We start from the raw sequence: 22,843 nt of genomic DNA on the forward strand, positions 1-22,843 counted from the left end.
CCGTACGGCCTCCGCCACCCCCCTGGCGGACGAAGGAGATGGTTCACATGTCCGCTCCGCCCGTGCTGGCGTTGCGCGGCGTCTCCAAGCGCTTCGGTGCCGTTCAAGCGCTCACCGATGTCGAACTGGAAGTACACGCCGGTCAAGTGGTCGCCCTGGTCGGCGACAACGGCGCCGGTAAGTCGACCCTGGTCAAGACGATCGCCGGGGTCCACCCCATCGACGAGGGCACCATCGAGTGGGACGGCAAGCCCGTCTCCATCTCGCGCCCGCACGACGCCCAGGGACTGGGTGTCGCCACCGTCTACCAGGACCTCGCGCTCTGCGACAACCTGGACGTCGTGGCCAACCTGTTCCTCGGCCGGGAGCTCGGCCGGGCCAAGGTCCTCGACGAGGTGGCGATGGAGAAGCGAGCCAAGGAGCTCCTCGACACCCTCTCCATCCGCATCCCGAGCGTGCGTATCCCGATCGCCTCGCTCTCCGGCGGACAGCGTCAGGTCGTCGCGATCGCCCGTGCCCTGGTCGGCAACCCCAAGCTGGTGATCCTCGACGAGCCCACCGCGGCCCTCGGCGTCGAGCAGACCGCGCAGGTCCTCGACCTGGTGGAGCGGCTGCGCGAACGCGGCCTCGCCGTGCTCCTCATCAGCCACAACATGGCCGACGTCAAGGCCGTCGCCGATGAGGTGGCCGTCCTGCGCCTCGGTCGCAACAACGGTGTCTTCAGCGTCAAGGACACCAGCAACGAAGAGATCATCGCCGCGATCACCGGAGCCACGGAGAACGCCGTGACCCGCCGCAAGGCGCGCAACGCGGAGGTTGCGAAGTGAGTGAGACCGTGAACACCCCACCGCAGAAGGTGGACGCCGAGGCCCCGGCCGCCGACGCCATCCCGGCCGTCGACCCGCGCCTGCTCGTCCGTGAACAGGGCTTCGCAGGCTACTTCGGCGAGTTCAAACGGAAGATCAAGGGCGGCGAGCTCGGCTCCATACCCGTCGTCACCGGTCTGATCGTGATCTGGGCGATCTTCGAGATCACCACCGGGCGGTTCCTGGACCCGTCCAACCTCAGCAACATCGCGCAGTACATCGTCGGCCCCGGCCTCATCGCGACCGGCATCGTCTTCGTCCTGCTGCTCGGCGAGATCGACCTGTCGGTCGGCTCCGTCGCGGGGCTCACCGCCGCGGTCAGCTCGGTCCTCGCGATCAAGCAGGACGTGAACGAGGGTCTCGCCGTCATCATCGGCCTGGCCGCCGCCGCCGCGATCGGCGCTCTGCACGGCTTCTTCTTCGCCCGGGTGGGCGTACCGGCCTTCGTCGTGACACTGGCGGGCTTCCTCGGGTGGAGCGGCCTGCAGCTGTACGTCCTCGGCAACACCCTGAGCCTGAACAACATCTCCGACGGCATCATCTACAAGCTGAACAACTACTACTTCAGTGATGTCGCCGCCGCCTACGGCCTCGCGACCGTCGCGGTCGCCGCGTACGGCTACTCCCAGTGGAGCCAGCGTGTCCGCCGCAAGGCCGCGGACCTGCCGCACCGCCCGGTGAGCGAGCTCACCCTGCGCACAGCGGTCGTCGCGGTCCTCGCCTACGTCGTCGCCTTCGTCCTGAACCAGGAGGACGGTCTTCCGCTCGGCCTGACCGTCTTCGTCGCCGTGGTGGTCCTTGCCAGCTTCGTGCTGCGCCGCACCAACTACGGCCGTCAGGTCTTCGCGGTCGGCGGCGGCGTCGAGGCCGCGCGCAGGGCCGGCATCAACGTCGTATGGATCCGGATCTCCGTGTTCACGATCTCCGGCTTCCTCGGCGGTCTCGGCGGCCTCTTCATCGCCTCCCAGTCCGGCGTCGCCGACTCGAACCTGGGCGGCGGTGACACGCTGATGCTGGCGATCGCCGCTGCGGTCATCGGCGGCACCAGCCTCTTCGGCGGCCGGGGAACCCCCTGGTCGGCGCTGCTCGGCATCCTGGTCATCCAGTCGATCATGACCGGCCTGTACATGTCGGGCAGCTCAAGCAAGGCGGTGCAGTCGATGATCACCGGCGCCGTGCTGCTCGCCGCGGTGGTGCTCGACTCCGTGTCACGCCGGAGCCAGAAAGCGGCAGGCCGCGCCTGACCTGCCAGAACCCAGACAGAGCTGCCCGGTACCGCAATGGAGCGGTGCCGGGCAGCTCTCTGTCCGCCGCCCGCACCGCGACGCGCGACCCGCAGCCCGGACGTCACCGGCGACGGCGGAACATTAGACTCAACAGGCCCGGCAACATCCGGTCAACGCTCGAACAGCTCTACTGCAAGGAGGCACGGGTGCCGCTGCTGACCCGCATCAGGGGACCGCGCGATCTGGACCGGCTCAGCCCGGAGGAGCTGAACCAGCTGGCCGGCGAGATCCGCGCCTTCCTCGTCGACGCAGTCTCCAAGACCGGCGGCCACCTCGGCCCCAACCTCGGCGTGGTCGAGCTCACGATCGCCATGCACCGCGTCTTCGAGTCCCCCCGGGACAAGGTGCTCTTCGACACGGGCCACCAGAGCTACGTCCACAAGCTCCTCACCGGCCGCCAGGACTTCGGCAAGCTGCGCACCAAGGGCGGCATCTCCGGCTACCCCTCGCGCGCCGAGTCCGACCACGACGTGATCGAGAACTCGCACGCGTCGACGGTCCTCGGCTGGGCCGACGGACTGGCCAAGGCCAACGAGGTGCGGGGCAAGGACGACCACGTCGTCGCCGTCATCGGTGACGGCGCGCTCACCGGCGGCATGGCCTGGGAGGCGCTGAACAACATCGCCGCCGCCAAGGACCGCCCCCTGGTGATCGTCGTCAACGACAACGAACGTTCGTACGCCCCGACCATCGGCGGCCTCGCGAACCACCTGGCGACCCTGCGCACCACCGACGGCTACGAGCGCTTCCTGGCCCGCGGCAAGGACCTCCTGGAGCGCACCCCGGTCGTCGGCAGGCCCCTCTACGAGACGTTGCACGGCGCGAAGAAGGGCCTCAAGGACTTCATCGCCCCGCAGGGCATGTTCGAGGACCTCGGCCTGAAGTACGTCGGCCCCATCGACGGCCACGACATCGAGGCCCTGGAGTCCGCCCTGGTGCGCGCCAAGCGCTTCGGCGGCCCGGTCATCGTGCACTGCATCACCGAGAAGGGCCGCGGCTACAAGCCCGCGGAGGAGGACGAGGCCGACCACTTCCACGGCATCGGCCCGATCCACCCCGACACCGGACTGCCCATCGCCGCCGGCGGCATGGACTGGACGTCCGTCTTCGGCGAGGAGATGGTCAAGCTCGGCCACGAGCGCGAGGACATCGTCGCCATCACGGCGGCCATGCTCCAGCCGGTCGGCCTGCAGAAGTTCGCCAAGGCGTTCCCCGACCGCGTCTACGACGTGGGCATCGCCGAGCAGCACGCGGCGGTCAGCGCCGCGGGCCTGGCCACCGGCGGCCTGCACCCCGTCTTCGCGGTGTACGCGACCTTCCTCAACCGCGCCTTCGACCAGCTCCTGATGGACGTGGCCCTGCACAAGTGCGGCGTCACCTTCGTCCTGGACCGCGCGGGCGTCACCGGCACGGACGGCGCCTCGCACAACGGCATGTGGGACATGTCGATCCTGCAGTGCGTGCCGACCCTGCGGATCGCCGCCCCGCGCGACGCCGACCAGGTCCGCCTCCAGCTGCGCGAGGCCGTCGAGGTCGACGACGCCCCGACGGTCGTGCGCTACTCGAAGGGCGCGGTCGGCCCGGCGGTCAAGGCCGTCGGCAAGGTCGGCGGCATGGACGTGCTGCGCAAGGCGGGCACCAAGCGTGCGGACGTCCTCCTCGTCTCCGTGGGCGCCCTCGCCCCCATGTGCCTGGAGATCGCGGACCTCCTGAACAAGCAGGGCATCACGACCACGGTCGTCGACCCCCGCTGGGTCAAGCCCGTCGACGAGGCGCTCGCCCCGCTCGCCGAACAGCACCGCGTCGTCGTCACCGTCGAGGACAACTCCCGCGCGGGCGGCGTCGGCTCGGCCATCGCCCAGGCCCTGCGCGACGCGGGCGTGGACGTACCGCTGCGCGACTTCGGCATCCCGCCGCGCTTCCTGGACCACGCGTCACGCAAGGAGATCATGACCGAGATCGGCCTGACCGCCCCGGACATCGCCCGCCAGGTGACCGGCCTGGTGGCCAAGCTCGACGGCAAGTTCGAGCGCACGGCAGCCGTGGACTCGGTCGAGGCGGCGGAGCCCGCGCGCGACTGAGTCAACCTGCACCGCCGATGGGCCGGTTTCAGCACCCTGTACGGGTGGTGGAACCGGCCCATTCGCGTGAATAGGCTCGCGCCGAGGCCTACGGGGTACTCGCCCTCTCGATCATGTCCAGGACGACAAGCGTGGAGGTACGTCCGTGGCAAGCAGCCTTTTCCGAACGAAGAGCATCGAGCAGTCCATCCAGGACACCGAGGAGCCGGAGCACGCGCTCAGGAAGTCGCTGTCCGCCCTCGATCTCACAGTCTTCGGCGTCGGCGTCGTCATCGGCACCGGCATCTTCGTCCTGACCGGGAAAGTGGCCAAGGAGACCGCGGGGCCCGCCACCGCGCTCGCCTTCGTCGTCGCGGGCATCGTCTGCGCCCTCGCGGCGCTCTGTTACGCCGAGTTCGCCTCCACCGTGCCGGTGGCCGGATCGGCGTACACCTTCTCGTACGCCTCGCTCGGCGAGCTGCCCGCCTGGACCATCGGCTGGGACCTGGTGCTCGAATTCGCCCTCGGCACCGCCGTGGTGGCCGTCGGCTGGTCCGGCTACGTCCGCTCGCTGATGGACAACGCGGGCTGGCACCTGCCGGAGACACTCACCGGGCCCGATGCCGCCGAGGGCTTCGGCTTCGACATCCTCGCCTTCGCCCTCGTACTCGTCCTCACGGTCATCCTCGTCCTCGGCATGAAACTCTCCGCGCGCGTCACCACGGTCATCGTCGCCATCAAGGTGGCCGTCGTCCTGATCGTCATCATCGCGGGCGCCTTCTTCATCAAGGCCGACAACTACAAGCCGTTCATCCCGAAGGCGCAGGAGGTGCCCGCCGGTGACAGCCTCCAGTCCCCGCTCATCCAGCTGATGTTCGGGTACGCGCCCACCAACTTCGGCGTCCTCGGCATCTTCACGGCCGCCTCCATCGTCTTCTTCGCCTTCATCGGCTTCGACATCGTGGCCACCGCCGCCGAGGAGACCAAGCTGCCGCAGCGGGACATGCCGCGCGGCATCCTCGGGTCGCTCCTCATCTGCACCATCCTGTACGTCGCCGTCTCCATCGTCGTCACGGGCATGCAGCACTACAGCGAACTGTCCGTGGACGCCCCGCTCGCCGACGCCTTCAAGGCCACCGGGCATCCCGCCTACGCGGGCATCATCAGCTTCGGCGCCGCCGTCGGACTCACCACCGTCTGCATGATCCTGCTGCTCGGCCAGACCCGCGTCTTCTTCGCCATGAGCCGCGACGGGCTGCTGCCCCGCTTCTTCTCGCACGTCCACCCGAAGTACAAGACGCCGCACCGGCCGACCATCCTGCTCGGTGTCCTCATCGCGATCCTCGCGGGGTTCACCAGCCTCAACGAACTCGCCGAGCTGGTGAACATCGGCACGCTCTTCGCCTTCGTGGTCGTCGCACTGAGCGTCATCATCCTGCGCCGCACCCGCCCCGAACTGCCCCGCGCCTTCCGCACGCCGATGGTGCCCCTCGTGCCCATCCTCTCGGTGGCCGCCTCGGTGTGGCTGATGCTCAATCTGCCGACCGAGACCTGGCTGCGGTTCGGCGTCTGGATGGTGCTCGGCTTCGTCGTCTACTTCCTGTACGGGCGTTCGCACAGCCTGCTGGGCCGACGTGGTGAGCAGAGCCGGACCGGAGACGCCCTGTAGTCACGGCGGTCACTTCCGGCCAATCGCCCGGCCCCGTATGTCCCGATCAGGCAGGGACTGCGGGGCCGGATAGCGTGCACGTATGCTCGCCGAGCCCCCCGCGTCACTACGCTCCGTACACACACCCCAGGTGTCGCGCCCGCGTACGGAGCAAGCCCCCGCGCTGTACTGGCCGCGCCTGCTCGCCCTCCTCGCCGCCCTGGCCCTCCTCACCCGGATCCCTTCCTTCCGGTGGCCCCTGTGGAGTCCGGACGAGGGCTATCTCGCCGTCCAGGCAAGGATGTTGGCCGACGGGGGCGAGCTCTACGAGAGCGTCGTGGACCGGAAGCCACCGCTCGTTCCCTGGCTGTACGAAGGGGCGTTCGCGCTCTTCGGTGACGCGACGCTGCTTCCGCTGAAGGTCCTTGCGGTGGCGGCCCAGCTCCTGACCGCCGTCCTGCTCACCTCCGTCGCCCGGCGGCGCTGGGGGGACGGCGCGGGCCGCACGGCAGGCGTGCTCTACCTCCTCGTCTCGGTCGGCCTGAACCCCGAGGACGCCCAGGCGGCCACCTTCGAGGTCTTCATGCTGCCGTGCACGGCAGCCGCCATGTGGTGCGCGGACCGGCGCCGCTGGTCCACCGCGGGCGTGGCGGTGGCCTGCGCGTTCCTGGCCAAGCAGACCGGGGGAGCGGTGCTCGTGCCGGTGGCGTGGCTGCTGTGGCGGGCGGGGGCCGGCCGAAAGGGTGTGTTGTGCCTGGGAGTTGGCCTGTGCGGCCCGGTGCTCGCCGCCGCCGTGGTGACGCATCCCGGGGGGTTCCTGTTCTGGACGGTGACGGGATCGGGTGCGTACGCCTCCTTCGCCGGGTCCGAACTCCACGTACTCCTGAGGGGGTTGACGAACGCGGCGATCCTCGCGGCGGCCTGCGCCGGGATCATCCCGCCCGTACTGCGGGTCCTGCGCATCGCCCGCACCGGCTCGACGGACCTCTGGCTGTGGCTCGCGTCGGCGGCGGGCGCGGTCCTGGCCGGCTTCCACTTCTTCGGCCACTACTACCTCCAACTGACCCCTCCTCTGGCCCTGTTGGGCACGGCGGCACTCCAGATCCTGCCCCGCGAGCGCACCTGGACGGCGGTGACGGTCTCGGCGGGCGCGTGCGCGCTGTTCCTGGCCTGGGGGCTCCTGGCCCCGCGCCCCGAGCTGGCACACGCCACGCGCCTCGCGGACAGTGTCCGCGCGCATACGGCCCCGCAGGACAAGGTGCTGTTCTGGGGGATACACCCGGAGACGTACTGGCTGTCCGACCGCACCCCCGCGAGCCGCTACCTCACGGCAGGCCTGCTCACCAACTACAGCGGAGGCAGGAACGGGCCACAGGTGGGGGAGAGATACGCGGTCGAGGGTTCCTGGAGGGTCTTCCGCCGGGAACTGAGGGAGCACCCGCCGGCGATCATCATCGACGACTCCCGGGGCAAGCCGTTCGCCCCGGAGCGGACGCCTTCGCTGCGGCGGGTCCTCACGGTGGGGTACGAGCCGGTGAGGCGGGTGGGGCGAGCGGTGATGTACGCGCGGGTGGAGCGGTGAGGCGGGCGCGGGGCGCCGACGCGGACCCCAGGATCGCCACCGCCGCCGCGCGTACCGCCCACATCTCGGCGGGGACAGCCGCGGGGCGCCGCCCGATCAGCGGTCGCGCACCGTTCGGGGTCCCACCGACTCGGCCCCGGACTCAGCGACCCTGCGGCGCAGCTCGCGGTCGGCCGTGACGACGACGCACGGTCTGCCCGCGGCCTCGGCGGCCAGTTCCACGATGCGGTCGTCCCCGCTGCCGGGCGCGGAGACCACCCGTACGCCCTCGACGGACTCCACGCCCCGCGCGGCCCCCTCGACGACGAGCACGACGTCCAGCGGGCCCGGATGCCCGGCGATGCCCTCGGCCGCGTACGCGACGAGCCCGTCCCGCAGCCGCTCGGCGGCGCCGCGCCGGTCGTGCCACCAGCCGTCGGGGACCGAGCCGACGACATTGGCGGCATCGACGACGAGCAGAGTTGTCATGAAGCCACCCTGGCACACCGGGCCCCGGAGCCCTGGCCGGGGACCCGGGGCGGAAAACGTAGACTCGGAGGCTGTAGAAACGCCCGCTCGAAGGAAGGTCGGCGCCGAGTCATGCCGCTGAGGTCCGCCCCCTGGCCCGAGCGAGAGCCCTCCCATCAGGCCGCCCCCGCCGACCGCGTCGCGAGCGGCACCCTCGCCACCGGGCGCTGGCTGCTGCGCGGCAAGGACGGCAGGCTCACCGCGTACGCCCGCACGGTCGACGGCCTGCTGCGCTGGACGGAGAACAGGCCGGGCGGCCCTGACTGGACCGGCCCGGAGTTCTTCGACGCGCCGCACCTGACCCATCTGACCCTGGCCCAGGGCGCCGACGGGTACGTCCATTTCGTCGCCCTGCGGACGCGCCCCAAGGACGGCGGAGGCGGCCCGGAGGTCGACGTCGTGCACGCCGTGCAGTACCAGTCGGGCCGACCGCTCATGGACTGGCGCTCGCTCGGCAACCCGCACACCAAGCTCGTCGAACGCGCCCCGCACCTCGGCGCCCCCACCGCCGCGGTGGACGCCTCCGGCACGGTCCACGTCTTCGTACGGGACGCGGTGAACAGCGTCCGGCTGCGGCGCGAGGGCAAGGGCGGCAAGTGGGAGGGGTGGAAGGACCTCAAGGTGCGCGAGGTCCTGGACGGCATCACCGCCGTCGCCACCTCCACCGGCCGGGTGGAGGTCTTCGGCCCCGCGGAGAACAAGACCCTGCACTGGACCCAGGAGAAGCAGGGCGCCGAACTGCAGCGCGCCGGTGACATCCCGCTGCCCCCGGCCGCCGGCTCGGGCACGGCCCTGGAGACGGCCCCGGACCGCCTCACGTACTACGCCACCGACGTCCGCAACGGCCAAGTCCTCGCCCACCGCTCCGACGACGAGGACATGCGGCCCCTCGGCGGCACCCCCGACGCGGGCCCCACGGTGGCGCTCCGCGCGACGATAGAGGGCCACGACTGCACGGTCCTCGCCCACCGGGGCTCCGACGGCCGCCCGGTCATAGCGGCCTACCCCACGGAGGACGAGAAGGCGGGCGTCTGGTGGGCCGCCACCGGCGAACCCTGTCTGGGCGCCCCGTCCCTTGCCCTTGACGCGCTGGGCCGCGTGGTCATGGCGACGATCGGCCTCGACGGCACACTGCGGCTCGCCCGCCAGAAGGCGGAGTCGGGCCTCGCGCTGGAGGCGTGGACGCGGGTGTGAGCAGCAAGCGCGCGAAACGGGCGATGCCCGGCAGGCCAGGAGGCCGGCCGGGCATCGCCCGTATACGGAGGTGCTAGGCGGGAACGCTCGCCACGCCCTGCGCCAGGAACGGCTTGCCGTTGACCCGCTCGCTGACACCGGCCCGGTCCAGGTACGGCGTGATGCCGCCCAGGTGGAAGGGCCAGCCCGCGCCGGTGATCAGGCACAGGTCGATGTCCTGCGCCTCGGCGACGACACCCTCGTCCAGCATCAGGCCGATCTCCTGCGCCACGGCGTCGAGCACGCGGTCGCGGGTCTGCTCCTCGGTCAGGACGGTGTCGCCCTGCTTGAGGAGAGCGGCGACCTCGGGGTCGAGCTCGGGCTTCCCGCTGTCGTACACGTAGAAGCCGCGCTTGCCCGCCTTGACGACGGCGGCGAGGTTCGGGGAGACCGTGAAGCGCTCGGGGAAGGCACGGTTGAGCGTCTCGGAGACGTGCAGACCGATGGCCGGACCGACCAGCTCAAGGAGGACCAGCGGCGACATCGGCAGGCCGAGCGGCTCGACGGCCTTCTCGGCCACCTCGACCGGGGTGCCCTCGTCGATGACGTTCTGGATCTCGCCCATGAAGCGGGTGAGGATGCGGTTCACGACGAACGCCGGGGCGTCCTTCACCAGGACCGCGGTCTTCTTCAGCTTCTTGGCGACACCGAAGGCCGTGGCAAGCGAGGCGTCGTCCGTCTGCTCGCCGCGCACGATCTCCAGGAGCGGGAGGATCGCGACCGGGTTGAAGAAGTGGAAGCCGACGACCCGCTCGGGGTGCTTCAGCTTCGACGCCATCTCGGAGACCGAGAGCGAGGAGGTGTTGGTGGCGAGGATCGCGTGCGCCGGGGCGACCGCCTCGACCTCCGCGAACACCTGCTGCTTGACGCCGATCTCCTCGAAGACGGCCTCGATGATGAAGTCGGCGTCGGAGAAGCCCTCGGCCTTGTCCAGGACACCGGAGACCAGGCCCTTGAGGCGGTTCGCCTTGTCCTGGTTGACGCGGCCCTTGAGGAGAAGCTTGTCGATCTCCTCGTGGACGTAGCCCACACCCTTGTCGACGCGCGTCTGGTCGATGTCGGTCAGGACGACCGGCACCTCGAGGCGGCGCAGGAAGAGCAGCGCGAGCTGCGAGGCCATCAGACCGGCGCCGACGACGCCGACCTTGGTGACCGGGCGCGCCAGGTTCTTGTCCGGGGCACCCGCCGGGCGCTTGGCGCGCTTCTGGACGAGGTTGAACGCGTAGATGCCGCTGCGCAGTTCACCGCCCATGATGAGGTCGGCGAGCGCCTTGTCCTCGGCGTCGAAGCCCTTCTGCAGGTCGCCGTCCTGGGCGGCCGCGATGATCTCCAGGGCGCGGTAGGCGGCCGGGGCCGCACCGTGCACCTTGGAGTCCGCGATGCCACGGCCGCGCGCGACAGCGGCGTCCCAGGCCTCGCCGCGGTCGACCTCGGGACGCTCCACCGTGAGCGAGCCGTTGAGGACGGAGGCCGTCCAGATCAGCGACTGCTCAAGGAAGTCCGCGCCCTCGAAGAGCGCGTCGGCGATGCCGAGCTCGAAGACCTGCTTGCCCTTGAGTTGACGGTTCTGGTTCAGCGAGTTCTCGATGATGACCGAGACCGCGCGGTCAGCGCCGATCAGGTTCGGAAGCAGCGCGCAGCCGCCCCAGCCCGGTACGAGACCGAGGAAGACCTCGGGCAGCGAGAAGGCCGGCAGCGCCTTGGAGACGGTGCGGTACGAGCAGTGCAGACCGACCTCGACACCGCCGCCCATGGCAGCGCCGTTGTAGTACGCGAAGGTCGGCACGGCGAGCCCGGAGAGCCGCTTGAAGACCTCGTGGCCGCCCTTGCCGATGGCCAGCGCGTCCTCGTGGCGCTTGAGGATCTCGACGCCCTTGAGATCGGCGCCGACGGCGAAGATGAACGGCTTGCCGGTGACACCGACACCGACGATCGTGCCCTCGGCCGCCTCCTTCTCGACCTGGTCGATCGCGGTGTTCAGGTTCGCGAGCGAGCCGGGGCCGAAGGTGGTCGGCTTGGTGTGGTCGAAGCCGTTGTCGAGCGTGATGAGCGCGAAGCGACCGGCGCCCGCGGGCAGGTCGAGGTGGCGTACGTGCGCCTGCGTGACGACCTCGTCCGGGAACAGCTCGGCCGCGCCCTTCAGAAGCTCAGTGGTGGAGCTGGTCACTTGTCGCCTCCGGCGTCCTTGTGGTTCGGGTTCTCCCAGATGACGGTGGCGCCCATGCCGAAGCCGACGCACATCGTCGTCAGGCCGTAGCGCACGTCCGGCTGCTCCTCGAACTGCCGCGCCAGCTGCGTCATCAGACGCACGCCGGAGGAGGCGAGGGGGTGGCCGTACGCGATGGCGCCGCCGTACTGGTTCACGCGCGTGTCGTCGTCCGCGATGCCGTAGTGCTCAAGGAAGGCGAGCACCTGCACGGCGAAGGCCTCATTGATCTCGAAGAGACCGATGTCGGAGATGGACAGGCCCGCCTGGGCGAGCGCCTTCTCCGTGGCCGGGATCGGGCCGTAGCCCATGACCTCGGGCTCTACACCGGTGAAGGCGTAGGAGACGAGCCGCATCTTTACGGGGAGGTTGTTCTCCCGGGCGAAGTCCTCGGAGGCGATGATCGACGCGGTGGCGCCGTCGTTGAGGCCCGCGGCGTTACCGGCGGTGACGCGGCCGTGCGTACGGAACGGCGTCTTCAGACCGGCGAGGCTCTCCAGGGTCGTGCCCGGGCGCATCGGCTCATCGGCGGTGGCAAGACCCCAACCGGTCTCGCCCGCCTCCTCGTTGGTCCGTCGTACGGAGACGGGCACGAGGTCCTGCTGGATCTTGCCGTTGGCGTAGGCCTTGGCGGCCTTCTCCTGCGAGCGCACCGCGTACTCGTCCGCGCGCTGCTTGGTGATGCTCGGGTAGCGGTCGTGCAGGTTCTCGGCGGTCATGCCCATGAAGAGGGCGGACTCGTCGACGAGCTTCTCGCTCACGAACCGCGGGTTCGGGTCGACGCCCTCGCCCATGGGGTGGCGGCCCATGTGCTCGACACCACCGGCGATGACGGCGTCGTACGCACCGAACGCGATGGAACCGGCCGTCGCCGTGACGGCGGTGAGCGCGCCCGCACACATGCGGTCGATCGAGTAGCCGGGCACGGACTGGGGCAGGCCCGCCAGGATCCCGGCGGTGCGGCCCAGCGTCAGACCCTGGTCGCCGATCTGCGTGGTCGCGGCGATGGCGACCTCGTCGATCTTGGCGGGGTCGAGGGCCGGGTTGCGTCGAAGGAGCTCCCGGATGGCCTTCACGATGAGGTCATCCGCACGGGTCTCGTGGTAGATGCCCTTCGGGCCCGCCTTGCCGAACGGGGTGCGGACGCCATCAACGAAGACGACGTCCCTGACGGTACGAGGCACGATGGCTCTCCTCCAGGGTGCGGGTGCGCCTGCCGGCGCGCTTCCGGGTTCCATGCTACTTGCCGGTAACTATGCTGCCCAGTCCCGCCTCGGGGAGGCGAAGGTCACATTGTCTGGCGGGGCGCCTTCAGCGGAGGCGACGGGGCCCTGCGGGTGGGCGGGGGGCTTCCTGTGCCGCCGCCCGGGGAGGCGTCCCACGGCGATCAACGCACCCCCCACGCGAACCACCCACCCGCCCCTCACCCCGGCACTGCGGGGTGAACGGGTGGGTGGGTGGGAGAGATCCGGCGCGAAGCGGCGGCTCAGGCCGGGGTGGTGGCGAGGGCGGTGACCAGGGCCGGGGTCACCTGGGTGATCTGCCACTGCCGCGCACCATGGGCGGACAGCGCCTCGGAAACCGTCTCCGGCGTCACCGCCACCGGCGGCTCCCAGCAAACCCTCCGTACCGTGTCCGGAGTGATCAAATTCTCCTGAGGCATGTTCAGCTGCTCGGCCAGCGCCGAGACCGCGGCCCGCGCGGCGGAGAGCCGAGCGGCGGCGGCCGGGTCCCGGTCCGCCCAGGAGCGGGGCGGCGGCGGCCCGGAGACGGTCTGCCCGGGCTGCGGAAGCTCGGAGTCGGGAAGCTCCTTCGCCCGGTCCACCGCGGCCTGCCACTGTTCGAGCTGGCGCCGCCCCATCCGGTGCCCGAAGCCGGTGAGACCGGCGAGCGCGTGCACGTTGGGCGGCAGTGAAAGCGCCGCCTCCACGATCGCGCCGTCACTGAGCACCTTGCCGGGCGACACGTCACGCCGCTGGGCCACCTTGTCGCGCGCGGTCCACAGCTCACGTACGACCGCCATCTGGCGACGGCGCCGCACCTTGTGCATGCCCGACGTACGCCGCCAGGGGTCCTTGCGAGGCGGCGCGGGCGGCGCGGCGGAGATCGCGTCGAACTCCTCGCGGGCCCACTCAAGCTTCCCCTGCCGGTCGAGCTCCTTCTCCAGCGCGTCCCGCAGGTCCACGAGCAGCTCGACGTCGAGCGCCGCGTACCGCAGCCAGGGGTCGGGCAGCGGCCGTGTCGACCAGTCGACCGCCGAGTGCCCCTTCTCCAGGACGAAGCCGAGCACGCCCTCGACCATGGCGCCGAGGCCGACCCGGGGGAATCCGGCGAGGCGCCCCGCGAGTTCGGTGTCGAAGATGCTGGTCGGGATCATGCCTATTTCGCGGAGGCACGGCAGATCCTGCGTCGCGGCGTGCAGAACCCACTCGGCTCCGGAGATCGCCTCGCCGAGCCCCGAGAGGTCGGGGCAGGCGACGGGGTCGATCAGTGTGCTGCCCGCGCCTTCACGGCGTAGCTGCACGAGGTAGGCACGCTGGCCGTACCGATAGCCGGACGCACGTTCGGCGTCCACGGCCACGGGGCCACTGCCTGCCGCGAATGCGGCGATCACCTCGGCGAGCGAGGCTTCGTCGGCGACCACCGGAGGAATTCCATCACGCGGCTCGAGCAAAGGGATCGGCGCCGTTTCGACGTCGTCCGGAGGGCCGCCTCCGGTGGTTCGCAGTGAACTGTCTGCTGCGGTCTCTTGGGCGTCGGTCACCTGTCAAGGGTATCTGTGTATGGACAGCGCCCGTCGACGGAACGTTCCGTCGACGGGCGCACGAGGGGTGTAAATGAGTCAGTGGATGATTCCGGTACGCAGGGCCACCGCTACCATCCCGGCCCGGTCGCCCGTGCCGAGCTTGCGTGCGATCCGGGCGAGGTGGCTCTTCACGGTCAGCGCCGAGAGCCCCATCGAGACGCCGATGGCCTTGTTCGACTGGCCCTCCGCGACGAGGCGGAGAACCTCCACCTCACGGCCGGACAGCTCCCGGTAGCCACCGGGGTGGCTGGGGGCGCCCGGCGGGCGGCGGTGCATTCGGGCGGCGGCCGAGCCGATGGGCGCGGCGCCGGGACGGGTGGGGAGACCGACGTTGTTGCGGGTGCCGGTGACGACATAGCCCTTGACGCCGCCCGCGAGGGCGTTGCGTACGGCACCGATGTCGTCGGCAGCGGAGAGGGCGAGGCCGTTCGGCCAGCCCGCGGCGCGGGTTTCGGACAGGAGCGTCAGGCCGGAGCCGTCGGGGAGGTGGACATCTGCCACGCAGATGTCACGGGGGTTGCCGATGCGGGGACGAGCCTCCGCGATCGACGAGGCCTCGATCACGTCGCGCACACCGAGCGCCCACAGGTGGCGGGTGACGGTGGAACGGACACGTGGGTCGGCCACGACGACCATGGCGGTCGGCTTGTTCGGGCGGTAGGCGACCAGGCTTGCGGGCTGCTCGAGGAGAACGGACACCAGGCCTCCTGGGGGTTCGGGACGACGGCCGGCTCGGGGAAGAAGCCGGGACGAACCGTGCTTTCAAGGTCACCAACCTCTTCGGCATCAAACCCGTCCGCCTTTAGAGAATGATCACGATTTGGTGAGTAACAATTCGGACCATTCGGACACACGATCGATCATCCGAAGATCAACCCGAATCGCAGTCGTTCAGAATCGATCCCATTCCCGTCCCCATCCCCAGCCGTCGCCCCGCCCTGTCCCCGCCACCGGCTACGGCGTCTGCGGCCCCCGCCGCTGCGGCAGCGACACCACGGACGCGTCGCCCTGCCCCTGCCCCTGCTCCTGCCCGACGGGCGGCAGCCCGGCCACCTGGCAGAGCAGATCGCACCACGCGGTGAGATGCGCCGCCGTGTCCGGCACCCCGCCGATCCCCTCGCGCGGCGTCCACGACGCCCGGATCTCGATCTGCGACGCGGGTGGCCGCTCGGCGAGCCCGCCGAAGTAGTGCGAGCCCGCGCGCGTGACCGTGCCGCTCGGCTCCCCGCACGCCAGGCCCCGCGCCTGCAGCGCGCCCGTCAGCCAGGACCAGCAGACCTCGGGCAGCAGCGGATCCGCCGCCATCTCCGGCTCCAACTCCGCGCGTACGAGCGTGACAAGGCGGAAGGTGCCCTGCCAGGCATCGTGCCCCGCCGGGTCGTGCAGCAGCACGAGACGCCCGTCCGCCAGGTCCTCGTCGCCCTCGACCACCGCCGCCTCCAGCGCGTACGCGTGCGGGGCGAGGCGTTGCGGAGGCTTCGTCGGGTCGATCTCGATCTCAGGCCGAAGCCGTGCCCCCCGCAGCGCGTCGACCGCCGCTCGAAAGGGCAACGGAGCCGATTCCGCCACCTTCCCCTCCGTACTTTCCATCTCGCCAGCGCCGTCCGACCGTTGTCCCTGAGCCGCAGCCATGCGGGGAAGGTTAAGGGGAACGGCGGCTTCGCGCAGGGACAGACACCCGTGAGAGGGGCCCCGGTCAAGGCAGGGTGTCCCTCGGAGCGGTGGCCGTGCGGGCCCGTGCGAGACTTTCCGCGTGAGTGCCAACGAGAGCCCCGCGGGCCAGCAGAACGCAGCGACGGACGCCGTCAAGGAATCAGCCTTCATGAAGGCCTGCAGGCGAGAGCCCGTGCCGCACACGCCGGTCTGGTTCATGCGGCAGGCGGGGCGCTCACTGCCCGAGTACCGCAAGGTGCGCGAGGGCACGGCCATGCTGGAGTCCTGCATGATGCCGGAGCTGGTCACGGAGATCACGCTGCAGCCGGTGCGCCGTCACAAGGTCGACGCCGCGATCTACTTCAGCGACATCGTCGTACCCCTCAAGGCCATCGGCGTCGACCTCGACATCAAGCCGGGCATCGGCCCGGTCGTCGCCAACCCCATCCGCTCGCGCGCCGACCTCGCCCAGCTGCGGGACCTGACGCCGGACGACGTGAGTTACGTGACCGAGGCGATCGGCATGCTGACGGCCGAGCTGGGGCCGACGCCGCTCATCGGATTCGCCGGCGCGCCTTTCACTCTCGCGAGTTACCTGGTCGAGGGCGGTCCGAGCCGTAACCACGAGCACACCAAGGCGCTCATGTACGGCGACCCGCAGCTCTGGGCGGATCTGCTGGACCGGCTCGCGGAGATCACCGGCGCCTTCCTCAAGGTGCAGATCGAGGCGGGCGCGAGCGCCGTGCAGCTCTTCGACTCGTGGGTGGGCGCGCTGGCCCCCGCCGACTACCGGCGCTCCGTGATGCCCGCGTCGCGGAAGGTCTTCGAGGCGGTGGCCTCGTACGGAGTGCCGCGCATCCACTTCGGCGTCGGCACGGGCGAGCTGCTCGGTCTCATGGGCGAGGCGGGCGCCGACGTGGTGGGCGTCGACTGGCGGGTGCCGATGGACGAGGCGGCCCGCCGTGTCGGCCCCGGCAAGGCCCTGCAGGGGAACCTCGACCCGGCGGTCCTCTTCTCCACGCGTGAGGCCGTCGAGGCCAAGACGGACGAGGTGCTCCAGGCGGCTTCCGGGCTCGAGGGGCACATCTTCAACCTCGGTCACGGCGTCCTGCCGACCACGGACCCGGAGGCGCTGACGCGGCTCGTGGAGCACGTCCACACGCGGACCGCGCGCTGACACAGCCGGTTCACGTTCGTTTCGCAGTCGTTTCGCAGTCGTTTCGCAGTCGGTTCGTAGTTGGCCGAAAATCTCGCCTGAATGTGACGGGTGAGGAGGGGGACGGGACGTGTCGGCGGTGCCGATCGGTGAACTCGCCGAGGCCTGGAGCGAGGTACAGGACCGCTATCAGGCAGGCCGCGACGAGGCCAAGGACCGGATCGTCCTGGATTGCGCTCGCGAACTCGCCGCGGATCCCGGCGGTGAGTCCGCGCATCAGTGGGTCTTCGGCCTGGTGATGATGCTCCCGTACGTCGGCTGGCTGCCGGGCGACGGCGTCCCGGGCGCCGTCCTCGAAGCGGCCAGGGCCGCCGACGTGGCACTCAAGGACCGGACGTGCGCCCACGAAGGCCATCCGTACGAAGAGGACGAGCTGGAGGACCATCTCTTCTCTCTGCGGGACGTCCTGTCCGCCTCGGCGGACGAGAGCGCCGAGTGGGACGAGGGCGACCGGCCGCTCGACGAGTGGCTCTGCCCGCTCAACGCCGCCGGGTTCGCGCGCATCGCCATGGACTACATCGAGCCCGGCTCCGCCGACGGCATCCCGGCGCGCCTGCCCGATGACACCCGGCGCGACATCGACTCGCTCTCGGCCATCCTGCACGGCTACCCCAGGCCCGGCACCGACGTCGACCTGGAGATCTCCTGCGTCGGCAACGACCTGGGCCGCGCCACCGACCCCGACGACCGGGCCGGGCTCGTCATCGCCACCACGGCCGTCTCCTGGTACGCGCTCTCCGACATCCCGTGCGCACACGAGGCACACCCCGGCCTTCCGAGCAGTGGGCCGGACGCCGTCTGGGTCGGCCTCCATCTGAGCAGCGCCGCGGGCCGCGAGGTCTACGAGAAGGAGCGGCAGTCCAGCGGGTGGGGCGCCCCGCTGGACACGCTCCTGTGCCCGTCCTTCGTCACCGCCACCGCGCGGGACACCCTCACGCGGCTGCGGAAGAAGCGCGCGACGCTCTAGATGCCCTAGGGCTCCGGCCCCTAGCCTGCCGCCCGTACCGCCGCGACCGCCTTGCGCGCCGCCACCAGGACCGGGTCCCACACCGGCGAGAACGGCGGGGCGTAGCCGAGGTCGAGTGCGGTCATCTGGTCCACCGTCATCCGGGCCGTCAATGCCACCGCGGCGATGTCGACGCGCTTAGCCGCGCCCTCGCGGCCGACGATCTGGACGCCGAGCAGCCGTCCCGTGAGGCGCTCGGCGAGCATCTTCACCGTCATCACGGCCGCGCCGGGGTAGTAGCCCGCGCGGCTCGTCGACTCGATGGTCACCGTCACGTACTGCAGTCCCGCAGCCCGTGCGTCCTTCTCGCGCAGGCCCGTGCGGGCGATCTCCAGGTCGCAGACCTTGCTGACGGCCGTGCCGACGACGCCGGGGAAGCTCGCGTAACTGCCGCCCACGTTCGAGCCGATGACCTGCCCGTGCTTGTTGGCGTGGGTGCCGAGCGCGATGTGGCGTTCGCGGCCCGAGACCAGGTCGAGGACCTCGACGCAGTCGCCGCCCGCCCAGATGTTCTCGTGCCCGCGCACCCGCATCGCCATGTCCGTGAGGAGCCCGCCGTACGCGCCGAGCGGCAGGTCCGCCGCGCGGGCGAGTTCCGTCTCTGGGCGGACGCCGATGCCGAGCACCACCACGTCCGCCGCGTACTCCGCGTCCTCGGTGGCCACCGCCCTGACCCGGCCGTCGTCACCGGTGAGGATCTTGGTGACCTCGGCGCCGTTGACCATCTCGATGCCCATGCCGGACATCGCGTCATGGACGAGGCGGCCCATGTCCGGGTCGAGCGTCGACATCGGCTCCGCGCCGCGGTTGACGACCGTGACCTCGTAGCGGCGCTTGATCAGGGCCTCGGCCATCTCGACGCCGATGTAGCCCGCGCCGATCACCACGGCCCTGCGGCCCGGTGTGCGGGCCAGGGTGTCGAGGAGCGCCTGGCCGTCCTCCAGCGTCTGCACCCCGTGGACGCCGGGTGCGTCGATGCCCGGCAGGGAGGGCCGGATCGGGCGGGCGCCGGTGCCGATCACGAGCTTGTCGTACGTCGTCCAGGCCTCGGCCCCCGTCTCCACCTCCCGGGTGCGGACCCGGCGGCCCGCGGTGTCGATCTCCGTGACTTCCGTGCGCATCCGCAGATCGATGGCGCGGGCCCGGTGCTCCTGGGGCGAACGCGCGATCAGCTCGTCCCGTGAGGGGACGTCGCCGCCGACCCAGTAGGGGATGCCGCAGGCGGAGTACGAGGTGAAGTGACCGCGCTCGAACGCCACGATCTCCAGTTCGTCCGGGCCCTTGAGCCTGCGTGCCTGCGACGCGGCGGACATGCCCGCCGCGTCACCCCCGATGATCACCAGTCGCTCTCTCGCGCTACTCATACGGACACGCTACGACGAGGCGCCAGTTGACGGCCTCCTAGTCGTCGTCGCCCTGCCCGCTCGTGGCGTGCCCGCGCGGCAGCCGGGGCCGCACAAGACGCTGCCACAGCACGAAGAGCAGCACCGCCACCGCCGCGAACGGCAGCACCGCGCCGACCGCGACCGCCAGCCACCGCAGCATCGTCACGAAGGCGCTCCAGCCGCCGGACAGCGCGTCCACGAACGTGGGATCGTCGTCGTCCGCTTCCGCCTTCTTCACCGTGGTCTCGCTGAGCGAGAGCGTGATCGTGGACATGGCCGTACGGTCCTTGAGCGAGGACTGCTGCGCGAGCAGCGCCTCCAGCTCCGACTGACGGGAGCCCAACTCCCCTTCCAGGGTGACGACATCGCTCAGCTTCGTCGCCTTGTCCATCAGCTCCCGCACTCGGGCCACGCTCGCCCGCTGCGACTTGACGCGGCTGTCGACGTCGACGACCTGGTCGGTGACGTCCTGCGCCTTGGCCTTGCGCTCGATCAACTTTCCTGTTCCCTCAAGGGACTTGAGGACCTCCTCGTACTGGTCCTGCGGCACGCGAAGCACGATGCGGGAGCGCTCGTGGCCGCGGCCGTCGCGGTCCGTGGTCTCGTCGCCGACGACGCCGCCCGCGTCGAGCGCCACCGTGCGCGCCTCGTCCAGGGCCTTCGGCACGTCCTTGACCCGGACGGTCAGGGAGGCGGTGCGGATGATGTGCGTGCCGGTGACTTTGGGCGGCTTCTTCCGGCCGGACTTGTCCGCCTGGCTGCCGCCGCCCACCCCCTTGTCGTCCTTGTCGCCGGACGCGTACCCGTCCTCGCGCGCGGCGCCCGCCGCCTTGTCGCTGTCGCCGCTGTCGCCGCTGTCGCCGCCCGCGCTGCACCCGGTGAGCGCGAGGGCGGCCGCGAGCAGCATGGCCGAGAGTGCCTGGACGGTGCGGTGCCTGGACGTGCTGGACGCGAGCATCTCGACGTACCCCCCGAGGGTCGTGGTGACTGATGCTCCTTTGACGCCGGGGAGGGGCGGAACGGTGGTTGCCGGTCGGTTCCGATGGGGTCACGGTCGGGACTCGTACGCCTCGTAGAGTGGAGGCATGCGCGAAACGGACACACGTACGGGTACGGGCCATGTGGTGGTCATCGGCGGCGGCATCGCCGGCCTCGCGGCAGCCCACCGGTTGCTCGGCACCGGAGCCCGAGTGACCGTCCTGGAAGCCTCCGACCGGCTCGGCGGCAAGCTCCTGCCCGGCGAGATCGCGGGCGTCCGCGTCGACCTCGGCGCCGAGTCGATGCTGGCCCGCCGCCCCGAGGCCGTCGCCCTTGCCCGCGAGGTGGGCCTCGCCGACCGCCTGCAGCCGCCCGCCACGGCGACCGCCGCGATCTGGACCCGCGGTGCCCTGCGCCCGATGCCCAAGGGCCACGTCATGGGCGTACCCGGCGACGCGTCGGCCCTCTCCGGAGTGCTCTCCGACGAAGGGCTGCACCGCATCGAGCGGGACCGTGAGCTGCCGCCGAGCGAGGTCGGCGAGGACGTGGCGGTCGGCGCGTACGTCGCCGAACGCCTGGGCCGCGAGGTCGTCGACCGGCTCGTGGAGCCACTGCTCGGCGGGGTCTACGCCGGGGACGCGTACCGCATCTCCATGCGCTCGGCCGTCCCGCAGCTCTTCGAGGCCGCCCGCACGCACACCTCCCTCACGGAGGGCGTCCGCGCCATCCAGGCCCGCGCCGCGCAGAACCAGCAGACCGGGCCCGTCTTCATGGGCATCGAGGGCGGCGTCGGCCAACTGCCGCTCGCCGTCGCCGATTCGGTACGCGCGCGTGGCGGGGAGATCCGCACCGGGACGCCGGTCACCGAGCTGCGGCGCGCCCCGGAGGGCTGGCACGTCATCGCGGGGGAGGAGGTCCTTGAGGCGGACGGCGTGATCGTCGCCGTGCCCGCGTACGCCGCCGCCGCGCTGCTCGGCGTCGAGGCGCCCGCAGCCGCCGCCGAGCTCGCAACCGTGGAGTACGCCTCCATGGCCCTGATGACCCTCGCCTACCGCCGGAGCGAAACCGACCTCCCCGAAGGCAGCGGTTTTCTCGTGCCGCCCGTCGACGGGCACACCATCAAGGCGTCCACCTTCGCCTCGCGCAAATGGGCCTGGATCGCCGACGAGGACCCCGACCTCCTTGTGCTGCGCACGTCGGTGGGCCGGTACGGCGAAACAGCGGTCCTGGGGCGCGAGGACGCCGACCTCATCGCCCTCTCCCGGCGCGACCTGCGCGCGGCCACCGGCCTTGACGCCGAACCCGTCGCCACCCGCGTCACCCGCTGGCACGACGGCCTCCCGCAGTACCCCGTCGGCCACCACGCGCGCGTGGCCCGCGTCCGGCAGCACGTGAGCAAGCTGCCCGGCCTCGCCGTGTGCGGAGCGGCGTACGACGGAGTGGGCATCCCCGCGTGCATCGCGAGCGCGTACGCCGCCGTCGACCAGCTGGGCGGTGACCTGGCCGGTGTGCAGGAGCTCACCGCCAACCCGGTGCAGAGCCTGCACGGCGGCGGAGGAGAATAGGGCCATGAGTGACGACGCCCCCGCCAAGAGCCCGAACGCGGGCAAGAAGGCCAAGGACCTCAACGAGGTCATCCGCTACACGCTGTGGTCCGTCTTCAAGCTGCGCGACCTGCTCCCCGAGGATCGCACCGGCTACGCCGACGAGGTCCAGGAGCTGTTCGACCAGCTCGGCGCCAAGGACATCACCGTCCGCGGCACGTACGACGTGTCGGGGCTCCGCGCCGACGCGGACGTCATGATCTGGTGGCACGCCGAGACCGCCGACGAGCTGCAGGAGGCCTACAACCTCTTCCGCCGCACCAAGCTCGGCCGCGCCCTGGAGCCCGTCTGGTCGAACATGGCGCTGCACCGCCCCGCCGAGTTCAACAAGTCGCACATCCCGGCCTTCCTGGCCGACGAGACGCCGCGCAACTACATCAGCGTCTACCCCTTCGTGCGCTCCTACGACTGGTACCTGCTGCCCGACGAGGACCGCCGCCGCATGCTCAAGGACCACGGCATGATGGCCCGCGGCTACCCCGACGTGCGCGCCAACACGGTCGCCTCGTTCTCGCTCGGCGACTACGAGTGGCTCCTCGCCTTCGAGGCCGACGAGCTGTACCGCATCGTCGACCTGATGCGGCACCTGCGCGCCTCCGAGGCCCGTATGCACGTACGCGAAGAGGTCCCGTTCTACACGGGCCGCCGCAAGTCCGTGGCGGACCTCGTGGCGGGCCTGGCGTAACAGCCCCTTGTCTCACGCACCGGGCGGGCGCGGCACCGATCTCGTCGCCTACGCCGGGCGTGACGCGTTCCTCGAAGGCGCGCGCCGCTACTTCAAGCGGCACGCGTACGGGAATACCCGGC

The 22,843-nt window shown here is 70.9% G+C and carries 18 protein-coding genes; 10 read left to right on the forward strand and 8 right to left on the reverse strand.

Annotated elements, in window-relative coordinates; all coding sequences use genetic code 11:
- Positions 1–47 precede the first annotated feature (47 nt).
- The 5 genes from ACGFX9_RS11290 (at position 48) to ACGFX9_RS11310 (ending at position 7,442) form a co-directional block, all read left to right on the forward strand.
- Complete coding sequence (locus tag ACGFX9_RS11290; RefSeq protein WP_393468501.1) at positions 48–827, forward strand: ATP-binding cassette domain-containing protein; 780 nt, start codon at positions 48–50, stop codon at positions 825–827.
- Positions 824–2,110, forward strand: a complete 1,287-nt coding sequence (locus ACGFX9_RS11295) for a sugar ABC transporter permease (RefSeq protein WP_393468504.1) — start codon at positions 824–826, stop codon at positions 2,108–2,110. Before ACGFX9_RS11290 ends, ACGFX9_RS11295 begins: the two co-directional genes overlap by 4 nt.
- A 188-nt stretch (positions 2,111–2,298) precedes the next feature.
- Positions 2,299–4,233, forward strand: a complete 1,935-nt coding sequence (gene dxs, locus ACGFX9_RS11300; RefSeq protein WP_393470377.1) for a 1-deoxy-D-xylulose-5-phosphate synthase — start codon at positions 2,299–2,301, stop codon at positions 4,231–4,233.
- Between the two features lie 145 nt (positions 4,234–4,378).
- Positions 4,379–5,881 (forward strand): amino acid permease, encoded by a 1,503-nt coding sequence (locus ACGFX9_RS11305; RefSeq protein WP_393468507.1) that lies wholly within the window; start codon positions 4,379–4,381, stop codon positions 5,879–5,881.
- Between the two features lie 82 nt (positions 5,882–5,963).
- The gene (locus tag ACGFX9_RS11310; protein WP_393468510.1) at positions 5,964–7,442 is read left to right on the forward strand and encodes an ArnT family glycosyltransferase; all 1,479 of its coding nucleotides are present in this window, start codon (positions 5,964–5,966) and stop codon (positions 7,440–7,442) included.
- 96 nt (positions 7,443–7,538) lie between these two features.
- Here the strand turns inward: ACGFX9_RS11310 and ACGFX9_RS11315 are convergent, their stop codons facing one another.
- The gene (locus tag ACGFX9_RS11315) at positions 7,539–7,910 is read right to left on the reverse strand and encodes an NTP pyrophosphohydrolase (RefSeq protein WP_393468513.1); all 372 of its coding nucleotides are present in this window, start codon (positions 7,908–7,910) and stop codon (positions 7,539–7,541) included.
- Between the two features lie 111 nt (positions 7,911–8,021).
- Here ACGFX9_RS11315 and ACGFX9_RS11320 point away from each other — a divergent pair, with 111 nt between their 5' ends.
- A complete protein-coding gene (locus tag ACGFX9_RS11320; protein WP_393468516.1) occupies positions 8,022–9,143 on the forward strand; it encodes a hypothetical protein in 1,122 nt (373 codons plus the stop codon).
- A 73-nt stretch (positions 9,144–9,216) separates the two neighbouring features.
- Here the strand turns inward: ACGFX9_RS11320 and ACGFX9_RS11325 are convergent, their stop codons facing one another.
- The 5 genes from ACGFX9_RS11325 to ACGFX9_RS11345 all read right to left on the reverse strand — a co-directional run bounded on the left by ACGFX9_RS11325 (position 9,217) and on the right by ACGFX9_RS11345 (position 15,826).
- On the reverse strand, positions 9,217–11,349 hold the full coding sequence (locus ACGFX9_RS11325; RefSeq protein WP_393468519.1) for a 3-hydroxyacyl-CoA dehydrogenase NAD-binding domain-containing protein: 2,133 nt from the start codon (positions 11,347–11,349) through the stop codon (positions 9,217–9,219).
- Positions 11,346–12,572: a thiolase family protein gene (locus ACGFX9_RS11330; protein WP_393468522.1), complete on the reverse strand. Its 1,227-nt coding sequence runs from the start codon at positions 12,570–12,572 to the stop codon at positions 11,346–11,348. Before ACGFX9_RS11330 ends, ACGFX9_RS11325 begins: the two co-directional genes overlap by 4 nt.
- Positions 12,573–12,874: 302 nt before the next feature.
- Positions 12,875–14,152, reverse strand: coding sequence for an HRDC domain-containing protein (locus ACGFX9_RS11335; protein ID WP_393468524.1), 1,278 nt, complete (start codon positions 14,150–14,152; stop codon positions 12,875–12,877).
- 78 nt (positions 14,153–14,230) lie between these two features.
- Positions 14,231–14,893: a response regulator transcription factor gene (locus tag ACGFX9_RS11340; RefSeq protein WP_160507754.1), complete on the reverse strand. Its 663-nt coding sequence runs from the start codon at positions 14,891–14,893 to the stop codon at positions 14,231–14,233.
- Positions 14,894–15,148: 255 nt separating this feature from the next.
- Entirely contained in the window at positions 15,149–15,826 is a 678-nt protein-coding gene (locus ACGFX9_RS11345; RefSeq protein ID WP_393468528.1) for a DUF3000 domain-containing protein, read from the reverse strand.
- A 121-nt stretch (positions 15,827–15,947) separates the two neighbouring features.
- On the opposite strand from ACGFX9_RS11345, the gene hemE reads away from it, so the two are divergent.
- Together hemE and ACGFX9_RS11355 are read left to right on the forward strand one after the other, a co-directional pair.
- On the forward strand, positions 15,948–17,024 hold the full coding sequence (hemE, locus tag ACGFX9_RS11350; protein WP_393468531.1) for a uroporphyrinogen decarboxylase: 1,077 nt from the start codon (positions 15,948–15,950) through the stop codon (positions 17,022–17,024).
- A gap of 109 nt (positions 17,025–17,133) precedes the next feature.
- Positions 17,134–18,030: a hypothetical protein gene (locus tag ACGFX9_RS11355; RefSeq protein WP_393468533.1), complete on the forward strand. Its 897-nt coding sequence runs from the start codon at positions 17,134–17,136 to the stop codon at positions 18,028–18,030.
- A gap of 20 nt (positions 18,031–18,050) precedes the next feature.
- Here ACGFX9_RS11355 and ACGFX9_RS11360 read toward each other — a convergent pair whose 3' ends face one another.
- Positions 18,051–19,433: an FAD-dependent oxidoreductase gene (locus ACGFX9_RS11360; protein WP_393468536.1), complete on the reverse strand. Its 1,383-nt coding sequence runs from the start codon at positions 19,431–19,433 to the stop codon at positions 18,051–18,053.
- 37 nt (positions 19,434–19,470) lie between these two features.
- Positions 19,471–20,412, reverse strand: a complete 942-nt coding sequence (locus tag ACGFX9_RS11365; RefSeq protein WP_393468539.1) for a DUF4349 domain-containing protein — start codon at positions 20,410–20,412, stop codon at positions 19,471–19,473.
- Between the two features lie 127 nt (positions 20,413–20,539).
- On the opposite strand from ACGFX9_RS11365, the gene hemG reads away from it, so the two are divergent.
- Both hemG and hemQ read left to right on the forward strand, forming a co-directional pair.
- The gene (gene hemG, locus ACGFX9_RS11370; protein ID WP_393468541.1) at positions 20,540–21,997 is read left to right on the forward strand and encodes a protoporphyrinogen oxidase; all 1,458 of its coding nucleotides are present in this window, start codon (positions 20,540–20,542) and stop codon (positions 21,995–21,997) included.
- Between the two features lie 4 nt (positions 21,998–22,001).
- Positions 22,002–22,721 (forward strand): hydrogen peroxide-dependent heme synthase, encoded by a 720-nt coding sequence (hemQ, locus tag ACGFX9_RS11375; RefSeq protein WP_393468544.1) that lies wholly within the window; start codon positions 22,002–22,004, stop codon positions 22,719–22,721.
- The last annotated feature ends 122 nt before the right edge of the window (positions 22,722–22,843 follow it).

Source organism: Streptomyces sp. NPDC048436 (assembly GCF_043200355.1).
In the GTDB taxonomy this organism is placed as follows: Bacteria; Actinomycetota; Actinomycetes; order Streptomycetales; family Streptomycetaceae; genus Streptomyces.

Bases quoted from the DNA above. Each gene is read 5' to 3' on its own strand.
- ACGFX9_RS11290 (WP_393468501.1), top strand. From the start codon at position 48: ATGTCCGCTCCGCCCGTGCTGGCGTTGCGCGGCGTCTCCAAGCGCTTC.
- ACGFX9_RS11315 (WP_393468513.1), bottom strand. From the start codon at position 7,910: ATGACAACTCTGCTCGTCGTCGATGCCGCCAATGTCGTCGGCTCGGTC.
- hemQ (WP_393468544.1), top strand. From the start codon at position 22,002: ATGAGTGACGACGCCCCCGCCAAGAGCCCGAACGCGGGCAAGAAGGCC.
- ACGFX9_RS11360 (WP_393468536.1), bottom strand. From the start codon at position 19,433: ATGAGTAGCGCGAGAGAGCGACTGGTGATCATCGGGGGTGACGCGGCG.
- ACGFX9_RS11345 (WP_393468528.1), bottom strand. From the start codon at position 15,826: ATGGCTGCGGCTCAGGGACAACGGTCGGACGGCGCTGGCGAGATGGAA.
- hemG (WP_393468541.1), top strand. From the start codon at position 20,540: ATGCGCGAAACGGACACACGTACGGGTACGGGCCATGTGGTGGTCATC.
- ACGFX9_RS11320 (WP_393468516.1), top strand. From the start codon at position 8,022: ATGCCGCTGAGGTCCGCCCCCTGGCCCGAGCGAGAGCCCTCCCATCAG.
- ACGFX9_RS11365 (WP_393468539.1), bottom strand. From the start codon at position 20,412: ATGCTCGCGTCCAGCACGTCCAGGCACCGCACCGTCCAGGCACTCTCG.
- ACGFX9_RS11310 (WP_393468510.1), top strand. From the start codon at position 5,964: ATGCTCGCCGAGCCCCCCGCGTCACTACGCTCCGTACACACACCCCAG.